The organism is Rhodococcus opacus (assembly GCF_012396235.1).
In the GTDB taxonomy this organism is placed as follows: Bacteria; Actinomycetota; Actinomycetes; order Mycobacteriales; family Mycobacteriaceae; genus Rhodococcus_F; species Rhodococcus_F opacus.
Window position 1 is genome coordinate 156,873 of the sequence record NZ_JAAXPA010000002.1, and the last position, 14,202, is coordinate 171,074.

A 14,202-nucleotide genomic window follows, 5' to 3' on the forward strand; every position below is an offset into this window, starting at 1 on the left:
GCTGTAGTAGAAGACGCTAGTCGGCGGCGGCCACGAGAGGTTCGAGCGTGAGGTCGGGCAGCTCCTTCTGGATGTACTGCAGCCGCCACTTGTCGCTGACGAGCGCCAGCATCACGCCGTCCGAGCGGGTGAACACCTCGACACCGCGCTGACGGTTCAGCTCGTCGGCCGACTCGGCGTCGGTGCGCCGCGCCAACGCGTAGCCCAGGGGTTCCATCCGGGCCTCGACGTTGAACTCGGCCTTCATCCGCGCCGCGACCACCTCGAACTGCATCGGGCCGACGGCCGCCATGACCGGCGAGGCGTCGCCACGGAGGTCGTTGCGGAGGATCTGCACGACACCCTCGGAATCGAGCTGATCCACAGCCCGCCGGAACTGCTTGTACTTGCCCGCGCTCTCGGCCCGCAGGATGGAGAAGTGCTCCGGCGCGAACGACGGGATCGGCGGGAACTCCACCTTCTTCTCGAAGAACAGGGTGTGGCCGGGGGCGAGTGCGGTGGCGTTGACCAGTCCCACCACGTCGCCGGGGTACGCCGATTCCACGGTCGAACGCTCGCGACCGAACACGGTCTGCGCGTACTTCGTCGTGAACGGCTTGCCGGTCTGGGCGTGGGTGACCACCATGCCGCGCTCGAACACGCCCGACACGATGCGCATGAACGCCAGCCGGTCGCGGTGCGCGGTGTCCATGCCGGCCTGGACCTTGAAGACGACCGCACTGAACGGGTCGGTGACCTCGCGAGGGGTGCCGCCGACGTCCTCGCGGGCGCGCGGCGGCGGCGCCAGCTCGACGAGCGTGTCCAGGATCTGGCGGACGCCGAAGTTGAGCATCGCCGACGCGAAGATCACCGGCGACGTCTGGCCGCCGAGGAACAGCTCCTGGTCGTGGTCCTGACCGGTGGCCGAGAGCAGTTCGCTCTCCTCCGCGGCGGTCTCCCATTCGGAGCCCTCCTTCGCGAGGGCGGCGTCGGCATCCATGACCTCTTCGGGGGCGATCTTCGCGCCACCCGCGGTCCGGGTGAACCGGATGTACTCCCGCGGGGCACCGTCCTCGCCGCGCCGCAGCAGGCCCCGGAAGTCGCCGGCGATCCCGACGGGCCAGTACAGGGGAGTCGGGGTGAGACCGATGCGTTCCTGGATCTCGTCGAGAAGCTCCAGCGGCGTCTGGCCCGGCCGGTCCCACTTGTTGATGACCGTGATCACCGGGATTCCGCGGTGACGGCACACCTGGAACAGCTTCAGCGTCTGCGGTTCGAGACCCTTCGCGGCGTCGATCAGCATGACGGCGGCGTCGACCGCCGTCAGGACGCGGTACGTATCCTCCGAGAAGTCGGAGTGACCGGGAGTGTCGACCAGGTTGATCACGTTGTCGACGGGGTCGTCCGCCGACGCCTCGGTGGAGCGGTAGTTGAACTGCAGGGCCGTGGAGCTGACCGAGATGCCGCGGGCCTTCTCCATCTCCATCCAGTCGGACACCGTCGACTTGCGGCCGGCCTTGCCGTGGACCGCGCCCGCTTCGGAGATGACCTTCGCGTGGAGCGCGAGAGCCTCCGTCAGCGTCGACTTACCGGCGTCGGGATGCGAGATCACGGCGAACGTGCGGCGACGGGACGCCTCCGCACGGACACCCTTCTCGGATTTCCCTTCCGGTGCGGCGGACGTGGCGACGGACGCCGCCTCGGCTGGAATGGTGTCGGCCGAGTCGGACGGGGTAGTCAACGAAGAACCTCTCGGGGGACGTGTGGCGTGCAGGAAGGCCGTGTGGCCGCATACCAGGTTACTCGGGTGCCGAACACGAACGCGCAGCACAGTCGCATCCAGGGAGGAGTAACGATCGGAGGCCGGTGGGGGATTTATATGGGTGAGTCGTCGGGGCGCTCCGGAGTTCACCGTTCTGCGTTCGGACACCCGTATGTGCAGGAGGAAGACTGTGAGCAAATTCACCGACGAGATGTACGCGACCGCGGCGAGTAGCACCCGTGGTCTCAACACGGGTGAGCCCGACGCGCCGCTGCGGCAGCCGTGGGGCGAGATCCACAAGGCCGCGCGCCGCATGGCGGGCGCACTCGCCGAGGCGGGTATCGGACACGGCGACGCCATCGGCATCCTCGCCGGTCAGCCCGTCGACATCGCACCCTCCTGCCAGGGCACCTGGATGCGGGGCGCGTCCGTGACCATGTTGCATCAGCCGACGCCGCGCACCGACCTGGCCGTGTGGGCCAAGGACACCGAGACCGTCATCAACATGATTCAGGCGAAGGCCGTCATCCTCGGTGCGCCGTTCGACGCCGCCAAGCCGCTGCTGGAGGAGCGCGGCATCACCGTGGTGACGGTGGCCGAGCTGAACGAGGGCACGGCTATCGACCCGGTCGAGACGTTCGAGAGCGACATCGCGCTGCAGCAGCTCACGTCCGGTTCCACCGGTTCCCCCAAGGCCGTGCAGATCACGCACGAGAACTTCTACACCAACGCGTACGCCATGATCGACCGCATCAAGTTCTCCATCGAGGACGATGTGATGATCAGCTGGCTGCCCCTGTTCCACGACATGGGGATGGTCGGGTTCCTGAGCGTGCCGATGCAGGTCGGCGCGGAGGTCGTGAGCATCACCCCGATGGACTTCCTCCGCACGCCGCTGCTGTGGGCGGAACTGATGGGGAAGTACAAGGGCACCGTCACAGCCGCCCCCAACTTCGCGTACTCGCTGCTCGCCCGCCGCCTCAAGCAGGCGGAGGACGGCGCCGTCGACCTGAGCACCGTCCGGTACATGTGGAACGGCGCCGAGCCCGTCGACCCCGAGACGATGACCAAGCTCGCCGAGGCGGGCGCCCGCTTCGGCCTGAACCCGTCCGCACTCGCCCCCGTCTACGGCATGGCCGAGACCACCCTCGCCGTCTCCATCCCGGATCCGGATCAGGGCCAGGTCCTCGACCTCGTCGACCCGGATCTCCTCGAGGCGATGCAGCGCGCTGTCCCGTCGAGCAAGCCGAACGCGCGTGCCCTCGCCACCCTCGGAAAGATGGTGCCGAACCTGGAGGGACGCGTCGTCGACAGCGAGGGGGAGCTGCTCCCGACCCGCGGTGTCGGCATCATCGAGGTCCGCGGCAAGGCGGTCACCCCCGGATACATCACGGTCGACGGACACAAGCCCGCGCAGGACGCGGACGGCTGGCTGAACACCGGCGACGTCGGCTACTTCACTGAAGAAGGCCTCGTCGTCGTGTGCGGCCGCGTCAAGGACGTCATCATCATGGGTGGCCGCAACATCTACCCGACGGACATCGAGCGGGCCGCCGGCACCGTCGCCGGAGTGCGTCCCGGCAACGCGGTGGCCGTCCGCCTCGACGCGGGGCAGAAGCGGGAAAGTTTCGCCGTCGCGGTGGAGACCAACGACTATCAGGACCCCGAAGTGGTCAAGCGCATCGAGCACGAGGTCGTGCACGCCGTGTTCTCCGAGGTCGGCGTACGACCGCGCACGGTCGCCGTCCTCGGGCCCGGCAGCATTCCCAAGACGTCGTCGGGCAAACTCCGCCGCGCCACGTCGGCGAATCTGGTCCACTAGGCGCTCCGCGCCCGTGCGCCTTTTTGGTAGCTGGGAGAACCAGATAGGCGCACGGGCGCGGAGCGCCTAATGCAGGCGGTTCTGCGCAGCCTCGAGCCCGACGCGCAGGACCAGCTCGACGGCGTCCGCGGATTCTTCGCAGACGAGGTCGAGTTCCTTGCGTTCCGCCGAGGAGAACGGCTTCAGCACGTACGACGCCGGATCCATCCGTCCGGGGGGACGACCGATCCCGACACGGGTGCGCAGGTACTCCTTGGTGCCGAGCGCGCTCGAGATGGACCGCAGGCCGTTGTGCCCGCCCTCGCCGCCGCCCTGCTTGAGTCGAATGGTCCCGAAGTCGAGGTCGAGTTCGTCGTGGATGACCACGATGTTGCCCGGATCGACGGAGAAGAACCGGGCCAGCCCGGCGACGGCGGAACCGGACAGGTTCATGAACGACCGCGGTTTGGCGAGGATCGTCGGACGTCCCTCGAGTCGCCCCTGAACGATCTCGGCGCCGCTCTTCTTGTGCGCGCTGAACTTGCCACCCATGCGAGCGGACAGCACGCCGGCCACCATGAAGCCGACGTTGTGCCGGGTCTTCTCGTATTGCGGTCCGGGGTTGCCCAGACCCACCACCAGGGCGGTGTCTTCACTCACCGACAGGGTCCTTCCATGCGTGAGGGGGTCGTGTCAGACGACAGCGGCGCGTCACCCCGGACAATCCGGGACGACGCGCCGCCGACATCAGTGCGGTTGCGAGAGGATCAGCTCTCGGCGCCCTCTTCGGCCGGAGTCTCGGCGGGCTCGGCCGCGGCTTCGCCGGTCTCCTCTTCGAGGTCGGCAGCGGTCGGGGCTGCGACGACGTTGACGATGAGCAGTTCCTCGTCGGCCTGCAGGGTGGAACCCTTGGGCAGCTCGAGCTGGTTGGCCAGGATCTGGGTGCCGACCTCGAGGCCCTCGACCGAGATCTCGATCTGCTCGGGGATGTGCAGCGCGTCCGCTTCGAGGGAGATGGTGGCGGCGTCCTGCGCGACCAGGGTGCCGGCAGCGGCCTCACCGGTGACGACGACGGGAACGTCGACGGTGACCTTCTCGCCCTTCTTGATGACGAGGAGGTCGGCGTGCTCGATGTAGTTGCGGATCGGGTGAACCACGACCGACTTGGTGAGCGCGACCTGCTCCTTGCCCTCGATGTCGAGGGTCAGGATGGCGTTGGTGCCGTGCGCGCGCAGGATGGCGGCGAAGTCGCGGGACGGGACGTTCAGGTGGCGGGGGTCCTCACCGTGGCCGTACAGGACTGCGGGGACCTGGCCGTCGCGGCGCGCGCGGCGGGCGGCACCCTTGCCGAACTCGGTGCGCACGGCGGCTACGAGGCGATTTTCGTCAGACATGGTGAAACGGCTCCTACAACTCACGGTGGTAACTGGCGGGCGGTTCGAGTCGACGAGGGACGAACACGCGACGGCCAGGAGCGAAACGCTCGAGCAGAGCCGTCGCCGCGTCGATCACGGTGAGCCAGTCAATGGGAACTTCTGGTTCACCCTCGCCGAGACAACTTATGGAACTCTACCGGATGGCCTGTTGACCTGCTAATCGGGTGTCTCGGGCGGCTGCGCGGCGCCGAGGTGGGGACGGTGCAATCCGATGCAACGCTGCCGCCCCGTCCTTGTGACCCGTATCACAGAGGTATCGAACTTCTCGATTCCCGACGACGGAGGACATCATGACCGCCACACTCGACGCACCCGTCGACACCGCCATTCCGCAGCCGGGTGACATCGCCCGGCGCTGGCTGGCCGGATTCGGTGCCGCCCTCGAACGAAGCGACGTGCGCGGGGCCGCCCAGCACTTCCTGGTCGACGGTTGGTGGCGCGACCTGCTGTCGTTCACCTGGGATCTGCACACCACGCACGGTCGCGCGGACATCGAGTCGCGCCTCGCGGATTCGGTTCCGGTGCACGAGCCGCGCCACCTCGTCCTGTCACCCGCGCACCCCGCCGAGGCGGTGGCCGATCCCGAGGGTGACTGGATACAGGCCTTCTTCACGTTCGAGACGACCCTGGCCCGCAGCCGCGGTTTCGTTCGGCTGAGGCGCGACGACGACGGCGAGTGGCGTGCCTGGACGTTGATCAGCGCGATGGAGGAGATCAAGGGTCACGAGGAGAAGAAGGGGCATCGGCGGGTTCAGGGCACGAATCACGGCGCCCACCGCGGCAAGATCAACTGGCTCGACCGGCGAACCGTCAAGGGTGAGTTCGAGACCGAGCAGCCGGCCGTCGTGATCGTCGGCGCCGGCCAGGGTGGTCTTGCCCTCGCGGCCCGTCTGGGACAGCTCGGAGTCGACACCCTGCTGGTGGAGCGAAACGACCGGATCGGTGACAGCTGGCGCAAGCGCTACCACTCGCTGGTCCTGCACGACCCGGTCTGGTACGACCACCTGCCGTACTTGAACTTCCCCGACCACTGGCCGGTGTTCACGCCCAAGGACAAGCTCGCGAACTGGTTCGAGTTCTACGCCGACGCAATGGAACTCAACGTGTGGACGGGAACCGAGTTCACCGGCGGCAGCTATGACGACGCCACCGGCGAATGGACCGTGACCGTCGCCCGCGACGACGGCTCCACCCGCACGCTGCACCCCCGGCACGTCGTCCTCGCCACGGGAATGAGTGGGGTGCCGAACATTCCGCGGATCGCTGGTGCCGACACGTTCGAGGGAACCATCGAGCATTCGAGTTGGTTCGTCGGCGGCCGGGAGATGCAGGGCAAGAAGGCCCTCGTCGTCGGCTGCTGCAACTCGGGCCACGACATCGCCCAGGAACTCAACGAGCAGGGTGCGGACGTGACCATCCTGCAGCGCTCGTCCACGTATGTGATGAGCAGCAAGCACGGCATCCCCGGACTGTTCGGCGGCGTGTACGAGGAGGGCGGGCCCGCGGTGCAGGACGCCGACCTGATCTTCGCGTCGCTGCCGTACCCGTTGCTCGCGGGAATTCACGCCGGGGCGACGGAGGCCATTGCAGAGAAGGACGCGGAGATGCTCGACGGTCTGCGGAAGGCCGGATTCAAGGTCGATTTCGGCGAGGACGGCAGCGGCCTGTTCATGAAGTACCTGCGACGCGGCGGCGGCTACTACATCGACGTCGGCGCATCCGAGCTGATCGCGAGCGGCGAGGTGACGGTGAAGCAGGGAACCGAGATCGATCACTTCACCCCGGACGGGGTTGTGTTCGCCGACGGCACCGAGATGCCGGTGGACGTGGTGGTTCTCGCGACCGGATACAAGAACATGCGTGAGAGCGCCCGCAAGTTCCTCGGCGACGCCGTCGCGGACCGCTGCCAGGACGTGTGGGGCCTCGACGACGAGGGCGAGCTGCGCACGGTGTGGCGCCGGTCCGGTCATCCGGGTTTCTGGTTCATGGCCGGCAACCTGCATCAGTCCCGGCACTACTCGAAGTATCTGGCCTTCCAGATCAAGGCCCAGGAGGAAGGGTTGCAGCCGATCCGATGACGGACAGTGGTGTGGCTCACAACGCCGGGGGTAGCCTCGGCGTTGTGAGCGCTGAACGTCCGACCGCAGACCGGCTGACCGCAGTGGCAACCGGTGTGGATCTGCCGCGACATGCCCGGCTGCTCAGCCGGGTGCACGACGCCGTGCTGTCCGGGGAGCAGCCGCCCGCGCTGCCCCGGGACGTGGTGGCGCGGTCGTGGTCCCGACTGCAGGCGGGCGGTGTGAGCCCGGACCACTGCGCGGACGTGGAGCCCGCCGACTTCTCCGAGATCGAGGCGCGGCGTACCCGGACGGCGCTGCGCACGGTGCTCCCGGAACTGCGCAGCACGCTGACGCAGGTCGCGGACGATGCGAACTTCATCGTGGTCATCGCCGACGCCGACGGTGTCCTGTTGTGGCGGGAAGGATCCCGCGGGGTCCGGAAGGCGGCCGACGCCCTGGGGTTCACGGAGGGTGCTCGCTGGGCGGAGCAGGCGGTCGGGACCAATGCGATCGGCACGGCGCTGATCGAAGATGCTGCGGTGCAACTGTTCTCGGCCGAGCACTATGCGCCCTCGCATCACGGCTGGTCGTGCACAGGGTCGCCGGTGCACGATCCGCGCACCGGTGAGATCCTCGGCGTCGTCGACATCAGTGGGTCGGCGATGTCGATTCACCCGACCACGGTCGCGCTCGTCCGCACCGCCGTGCGTCTGGCCGAGGCGACACTGTGGCGCGAGCACACGGCGCAACTGGACAAGTTGCGCGGCCGGGCGGCACCGCTGCTCGCGTCGGCGGGCGGTCCGGCGCTGGTCGTCGACAAGCACGGGTGGGTCGCGGAGGCGAGTGGCATCGCGGCGCCGGAGCGGGTTGCGCCGCCGAGCCTGGACCGGCCACTGCTCGTCCCGGGGCTCGGGCTGTGCGTGCCCGAACCGCTCGGCGACGGCTGGCTGGTGCGCAGGCGCGTCGACGGGGCAGCCATCGAACTGGAACTCGACCTCGGGGACGCGCCGCACGTGACGGTCCGGGGCGACGTCAACTGGACGCGGCCGCTCTCACCCCGGCACGCCCAGATCCTGCGGGTGCTGTCGGTCGCGGGACCGGCGGGCGTCGACGCGGCCTCGCTCAGCGAATCGTTGTTCGGCGACCGCGACCACGTGGTGGCGGTCCGCGCCGAGGTCTCGCGTCTGCGCAAGAGTCTCGGCGCGGTCCTGAGCACCCAGCCCTACCGGTTCGCGGCCGGCGTGACGGTCCGGCTCGTCGGGTAGTCCGGTCAGGCGCGCGTCGCCGCACTGATCCCGGCGCGGCGGCCGTAGAAGCTGCCGTCGCCGAGGGAGGTGCCGCTGGCGTAGCCGCCGGCGCACACACCGGACGTGCACCGTCCCGCCGCGAAGAGGCCGGGAATCGGTTCGCCGGAGACGTGCAGTACCTCGGAGTTCACGGTCGTCCGCAGGCCGCCGAGCGTGAAGCCGAGGGTGAACCCGCGCAGGTCGAGTGCCGCGACGGGGGTGCCGATCGGCTTCACCCACTCGGATTTCTTGTGCAGCAGCGGGTCCGATCCTTCGGCGGCGTGCGTGTTGTAGACCTCGACGGTCGACTGCAGTGCGCCGGCGGGCAAACCCATGTCCGATTCGAGTTCCTCGACGGTCTCCGCCGCCCACTTCGGTTGGACGCGCAGGAACGGCGTGGCCGTGGTGGCGGCCGCCCCCTCCTCGTAGGACGCCTCGTCGATGATGAGGAACGCCTGGTTGTCCTGGTGGAACAGGGTCATCTGGCCGATCCGCCCGGAGTACGTGTCCTCCGGCACGTAGCGCTGCCCCCGGCCGTTGACCAGGATGCCGCGGACGATCAACTGGGGGTCGCAGACGAACGCGACCTCGGTGGCGTCCATGTGGGCGAGATCGGCGCCGAGGGCCTGCGCCATGAGGATCGACCGTCCGTCGTGCTCCTCGATGGCGGCGCCGGGGCGGCCGATGAGCCGCGGCGCGTGGGCCTCGATCATCTTGTCGTTGTAGGCGAAGCTGCCGGTGGCGAGGACGACGCCGCGGCGCGCCCGCACGGCCACCTCCTTGCCGTACTGCTTGGCGACGATCCCGACGACGCGACCGGTGTCGTCCGTGACGAGCGTCTGGACGCGCATGTCGTATTCGGCTCGGACCCCGAGCTTTTCGGCGGTCTCGACGAGCGGCTTCATCAGCATGTAGCCACCGCCCTTCTCGCCGGTCCGCTTGCCGTCCATCTGCGGAACGTGGCCGCGCGGTGCGGGAGTCGCGATCTCGTTGAAGGGTGCCGCGTTCTCGCCGCCGGAGTACATGAGTCCGTCGTCGAACGGGGGCTCCCAGCCGGGTTCGCCCCAGAAGCTCTCCTTGAACGGGACACCACAGTTGACGAGCCAGTTGTAGTGTTCGACGCTGCCCTCGCAGTAGTCGGTGATCTTCTCCTCGTCGGCACCCGGGCCGAGGGCCGCCATCATGAACGTCTTCATGTTCTCGGGCGAGTCGTCGAACCCGCACGCCTTCTGCAACGGCGTGCCTCCGCCGAGGTAGATGAAGCCGCCCGCGAGAGCGGCGGCACCGCCCCAGCCGCTGGTGCGTTCGAGGACCAGGACGTCGGCGCCGGCGCGCGCCGCCTCGATGGAGGCGGACACACCGGCGATGCCGTAACCCGCGACCACGACATCGGCCTCGTAGTCCCACTCGGTGACCGTTGCTGCGGACCGGGGGCGGATCGGTGTGGCGTCGACCATGGGTGGAAGTCCTCTCGGGCGGTCACAGGCGAAGTGTGACGTGGGTTACCCTCAAACTGTAACCTGTTCCAAAACCCGATTCGGTGGATCTCCCGGTCAGTGGGACGCCGCGCTCGGAGGTCGGCGAGCGCCCGGCTATCCGGGCAGGTCCGTCACGCCGGACAGCTCGTAGTGCAGCGTCGACGTGCGTGCCAGCCGGTGCGCGAGATGCACCCCGATCCGCTGCACCACGGGATACTTCTCGTCGATCAGGGCGCCCGCGGCCCGCGCCTCCTCACCGGACAGCAGTCGCGCCGTGGCCTGCGCCGGCGGACCCGTCGGCTTGCCGGACCACGTGCACGGGCGGATCCGGACGTCGGGAAAATTGCGTAGCCGCTTGTTCTTGGACGCCCGTCCCGGGGTCCGGAAGTATGCCCGATCGCCCTGCACGGCGAAGTTGACCGGAGTGTCCACCCACGAGCCGTCGCGTCTGCGCGTCTGCAACTGCACGACCTTCTCCGCGGCGAAGCGCGGCAGCGCCGGTGATCCCTGGTCCGTCATCGCGAAGTCCTGATATTCGGGTGAGTTCCAGCGTACTGCCCTAGTTCGCGAGTGTCCGCACCTCCGCGAGGAACCGGTCGAGGTCGTCGGGGGAGCAGAAGTAGTGCGGCGACGCCCGCACCACGGCGTCCAGTCCGCGGGCGCTCATGTCCAGCAGCGTCGATCCACGCAGGCTGGCCGTGACCGTGACGTTGCGGGCGGCCAGCTGTTTCCGGACGTCGCCGGGATCGAACCCGTCGACGGTGAACGAGACGATTCCGCAGCGGCGGGCGCCGAGGTCGCGCACGGTGACACCGGGGATCGCCGCGAGCCCCGACCGGAGGTGCTCCGCCCCGGCAGCAACGGCCACCGCGACCTCGTCCACCCCGAGGTCGAGGAGATAGTCGGCCGCCACTCCGAGTCCGAGGCGCGCGGCGACGTCGCATTCCCAGAATTCGAACCGGCTGGCGTCGGTGGCGAGCCGGTACGCATCGGCTGCGGTCCACTCCGCGCTGTGCAGGTCGAGGGCGGCCGGCTCGAGCGTCGCGGCCAGTTCCGGCCGGACGTACAGGAAGCCGGTGCCCCGCGGTGCACGAAGCCATTTGCGGCCCGTGGCGGAGAGCGCGTCGACGCCCAGTTCGCCCACGTCGAGCGCGATCTGACCGACCGACTGGCACGCGTCGAGCAGCACGAGCGCGCCGTGCGAATGTGCCAGCTCCGTCACCTCGCGGACGGGGTTGACCAGACCGCCGTTGGTGGGCACGTGCACGAGGGACACGAGACGGACCCGGTCGTCGAGAAGCGTCTCGAGGGCGGCCACGTCGATCTGGCCCGCCGGGTCGCTGGGGATCACGTCGACCGTCGCGCCCACGGACCGGGCCCGTTGCAGGACGGCGATGGCGTTGCTGGCGTACTCGACCTCCGAGATCAGCACTCGGTCACCGGCCCGGAGCGGGACGGCATGGAAGAAGTCGTTCCAGGCGGTGGTGGCACTGTCCACCAGGGCGATGCCGTCGGCGCTCGCCCCGATCAGCCGGCCCAGGGACGACTTGACGGCGGCGAGATCGTCGGCCCGTTCGGCGGCCGCGACGTAGCCGCCCACGTCGGCTTCCCGGCGCAGGTGCGCGAACACGGCGTCCAGGACCGGGGTCGGCGGAAGCGAGGAGCCCGCGCTGTCGAGGAACACCTTGTCGAGGCAGCCCGGGGTGTCCCGTCGCGCCTGCTCGAGGTCGAGCATGTCCGATACCTCCCTTTTCGCGGTGAATGGACTCGAACGTACCTGTGCAGGTTCCTCCAAAAGTATGCCGTTGGGGCGTGCATCGACGGCCGAGGCGCTCTAATGTCGATAACGACGTTCAGGCGGCGCCCGAAGGGGAGGGTCGAATGGCTACTGCAGTTCAGTCCGTCGAGGCAACGTGTTTCACGTCGCGGCCGGCGGCGGAGGCGTACCTGGGTGGTGTGTGTTTCAAACTTGGGCCGCCGCAGCTGATCGGCGCGGAATTGGAGTGGCTGACCGCGCAACTGCCGGAAAACGTGCGCCCCGACCTCGCCGCTCTCGCTGAAGCTCTCGGGCCGCACACTCCCAGAACCATCGATCCCTCTTCTCCTGCTCAGCCCCTTCCCGGTGGCAGCGTCGTCACGGTCGAACCCGGCGGACAGATCGAACTGTCCAGCGCCCCCTATTACTCCGCACGCGAATTGTGCGACTATCTCGCCGCCGATCAGGCGGTTCTCGCGGACCTGTTGTCGTCCCAATCGATCCTCATGTCGTCCGAGGCCGCGGACACCCGCCGGCCCGCGCAGCGTCTCCTCCAATCGCCGCGGTACTGCGCGATGGAATCCCACTTCACCGGCATCGGGCCCTTCGGGAAACTGATGATGTGCAACACCGCCGCAACGCAGATCAGCGTGGACGCCGGGGCCGATCCGGTTGCGGTGGAGAAGCGGTGGCACCTGCTCCATGCCATCGGTCCTGCATTGATCGCGGCCTTCGCGTGTTCGCCGCGGCTCTACGGGGGACCCGACGGGCAATGGGCATCGCAGCGGATGCGAACGTGGCTCGAACTCGATTCGCCGCGCACCACCGGAACCCCGCACATCGCGGACTATGCGGGGTGGGTACTGGACGTGCCGCTGCTGTGCATCCGTAACGACGGAACGGACTGGACTGCGCCCGACGGTGCAACTTTCGCCGACTGGGTCGAGGGCGCGCTGGACGACGTGATCGGACGCCCGATGCCCGCCGACCTCGACTACCATCTCACCACCCTGTTTCCGCCCGTTCGTGCGGCCGGTCATCTCGAGGTGCGCTACCTCGACGCGCAACCGGGTGACCAGTGGCGGGTTCCCATCGCGGCGATCGACGCGCTGCTGTCGGGTCCGGGTGCCATGACCGAGGCGCTCGACGCGGCGCTGCCCACCGCCGAACGCTGGCGGGACGCGGCCGAGTTCGGTCTGGCCGACCTCGAACTGCGCGCTGCGGCAACATCTCTGCTGTCGCTGGCGGCGGCGTACTCGCCCGACCCCGAATTCGTCAGACTGCTCGATGCCGCCGCCGAGCGATGTTGCCGGGGCCAGGCACCGAGCGGGGAACGCTGATGGGTACCCGCGAGAAGATCGAGACGGTGTTGACACGGGCGCGGGAGCGCACCGCCGGGTTGACGGACTGTGTGGACGGGGAAGACCTCGTCGCGCAGCATTCGCCGTTGATGAGCCCGCTCGTGTGGGATCTCGCGCACATCGGCAATCAGGAAGAGTTGTGGCTCGTGCGGGATGTCGGGGGCCGGGAACCGGTCCGCCGCGATATCGACGAGTTGTACGACGCATTCAAACATTCGAGGAACTCCCGGCCGTCCCTGCCGCTGCTGAACCCGGACGAGGCGAGGGAATACATACGAACTGTTCGAGACAAGGCGTGGGACGTGCTCGACCGCAGCACGTTCCGGGGCCGGCCGCTCGAGGAGAACGGATTCGCATTCGGCATGATCGCGCAGCACGAGCAGCAGCACGCCGAAACGATGCTCGCCACCCATCAACTGCGCACCGGTGCAGCAGTACTGGCCGCGGAGAGCGCGCCGCGTGTCGGCGGGGCGATGGACGAGGACGAAGTGGTCATTCCCTCCGGCGAATTCACGATGGGGACGTCGGACGATCCGTGGGCACTCGACAACGAGAGGTCCGCGCACCCCGTGCACGTCCCGGCGTTCGTGATCGACGCCGTCCCCGTCACCAACGGCCGCTACCTCGAGTTCATGGACGACGGTGGTTACGCACGTCCCGAATTGTGGAGTGAGCGGGGATGGGCGCACCGCCTCGAAGCGGGGCTGGACGCTCCCCAGTTCTGGGAGAACGACGGCTGCGGAACGTGGTGGCGACGGCGGTTCGGGGTGACCGAGCCGATCCATCTCCAGGAACCGGTCGTGCACGTCTGCTTCTTCGAGGCCGAGGCGTTCGCGCGCTGGGACGGCAAGAGACTTCCGACCGAAGCCGAATGGGAGAAGGCCGCGCGATGGGACCCGTTCACCGACCGGTCGCGCCGATTCCCCTGGGGTGACGACGAACCCGACGCCTCGCTGGCCAACCTCGGGCAGCACCACCTCGGACCCGCGGTGGTCGGGGCATACCCGTCGGGGGCGTCCCCGCTCGGCGTCCATCAACTGATCGGCGACGTGTGGGAGTGGACGTCGTCGCCCTTCGAGCCCTATCCCGGTTTCTCGGCATTCCCGTACCGCGAGTACTCGGAGGTGTTCTACGGCGGCGACTACCGCGTGCTGCGCGGCGGTTCGTTCGGCACCGATCCGGTGGCATGCCGTGGGACGTTCCGCAACTGGGACCACCCGATCCGCAGGCAGATCTTCTCCGGATTCCGCTGTGCCCGGGACCTTCCGGGAGACGACCGCTGA

Annotated in this window: 11 protein-coding genes; 5 read left to right on the plus strand and 6 right to left on the minus strand. The window is 68.5% G+C overall.

The genetic code is table 11. The features are described from left to right. Positions 1 to 16 precede the first annotated feature (16 nt). A complete protein-coding gene (locus HGB39_RS02730) occupies positions 17 to 1,720 on the minus strand; it encodes a peptide chain release factor 3 (protein ID WP_007300094.1) in 1,704 nt (567 codons plus the stop codon). 211 nt (positions 1,721 to 1,931) lie between these two features. Here HGB39_RS02730 and HGB39_RS02735 point away from each other — a divergent pair, with 211 nt between their 5' ends. Continuing rightward, a complete protein-coding gene (locus HGB39_RS02735) occupies positions 1,932 to 3,563 on the plus strand; it encodes a fatty acyl-AMP ligase (protein ID WP_054247598.1) in 1,632 nt (543 codons plus the stop codon). A 66-nt stretch (positions 3,564 to 3,629) separates the two neighbouring features. Here the strand turns inward: HGB39_RS02735 and pth are convergent, their stop codons facing one another. Next, the gene (pth, locus tag HGB39_RS02740; RefSeq protein WP_005255495.1) at positions 3,630 to 4,202 is read right to left on the minus strand and encodes an aminoacyl-tRNA hydrolase; all 573 of its coding nucleotides are present in this window, start codon (positions 4,200 to 4,202) and stop codon (positions 3,630 to 3,632) included. A gap of 107 nt (positions 4,203 to 4,309) precedes the next feature. Then, the gene (locus HGB39_RS02745) at positions 4,310 to 4,936 is read right to left on the minus strand and encodes a 50S ribosomal protein L25/general stress protein Ctc (RefSeq protein WP_043791172.1); all 627 of its coding nucleotides are present in this window, start codon (positions 4,934 to 4,936) and stop codon (positions 4,310 to 4,312) included. A 332-nt stretch (positions 4,937 to 5,268) separates the two neighbouring features. On the opposite strand from HGB39_RS02745, the gene HGB39_RS02755 reads away from it, so the two are divergent. Together HGB39_RS02755 and HGB39_RS02760 are read left to right on the plus strand one after the other, a co-directional pair. Then, positions 5,269 to 7,056 carry a flavin-containing monooxygenase gene (locus HGB39_RS02755; protein WP_005569427.1) on the plus strand — a complete coding sequence of 596 codons (1,788 nt, stop codon included), beginning with the start codon at positions 5,269 to 5,271 and terminating at the stop codon, positions 7,054 to 7,056. Further along, entirely contained in the window at positions 7,053 to 8,303 is a 1,251-nt protein-coding gene (locus tag HGB39_RS02760; RefSeq protein ID WP_064080169.1) for a GAF domain-containing protein, read from the plus strand. The genes HGB39_RS02755 and HGB39_RS02760 overlap by 4 nt, the downstream gene beginning before the upstream one ends. 5 nt (positions 8,304 to 8,308) lie before the next feature. Here HGB39_RS02760 and HGB39_RS02765 read toward each other — a convergent pair whose 3' ends face one another. The 3 genes from HGB39_RS02765 to HGB39_RS02775 all read right to left on the minus strand — a co-directional run bounded on the left by HGB39_RS02765 (position 8,309) and on the right by HGB39_RS02775 (position 11,537). Continuing rightward, the gene (locus tag HGB39_RS02765; protein ID WP_007300098.1) at positions 8,309 to 9,781 is read right to left on the minus strand and encodes an FAD-dependent oxidoreductase; all 1,473 of its coding nucleotides are present in this window, start codon (positions 9,779 to 9,781) and stop codon (positions 8,309 to 8,311) included. Positions 9,782 to 9,916: 135 nt separating this feature from the next. Then, on the minus strand, positions 9,917 to 10,321 hold the full coding sequence (locus tag HGB39_RS02770; RefSeq protein WP_005562704.1) for a PPOX class F420-dependent oxidoreductase: 405 nt from the start codon (positions 10,319 to 10,321) through the stop codon (positions 9,917 to 9,919). Positions 10,322 to 10,361: 40 nt separating this feature from the next. After that, complete coding sequence (locus HGB39_RS02775) at positions 10,362 to 11,537, minus strand: aminotransferase class V-fold PLP-dependent enzyme (protein ID WP_054246061.1); 1,176 nt, start codon at positions 11,535 to 11,537, stop codon at positions 10,362 to 10,364. Between the two features lie 146 nt (positions 11,538 to 11,683). Between HGB39_RS02775 and egtA the strand changes: the two genes are divergently transcribed. Together egtA and egtB are read left to right on the plus strand one after the other, a co-directional pair. Next, a complete protein-coding gene (gene egtA, locus HGB39_RS02780; protein WP_005255517.1) occupies positions 11,684 to 12,898 on the plus strand; it encodes an ergothioneine biosynthesis glutamate--cysteine ligase EgtA in 1,215 nt (404 codons plus the stop codon). Continuing rightward, on the plus strand, positions 12,898 to 14,202 hold the full coding sequence (gene egtB, locus HGB39_RS02785; protein WP_043793786.1) for an ergothioneine biosynthesis protein EgtB: 1,305 nt from the start codon (positions 12,898 to 12,900) through the stop codon (positions 14,200 to 14,202). The genes egtA and egtB overlap by 1 nt, the downstream gene beginning before the upstream one ends.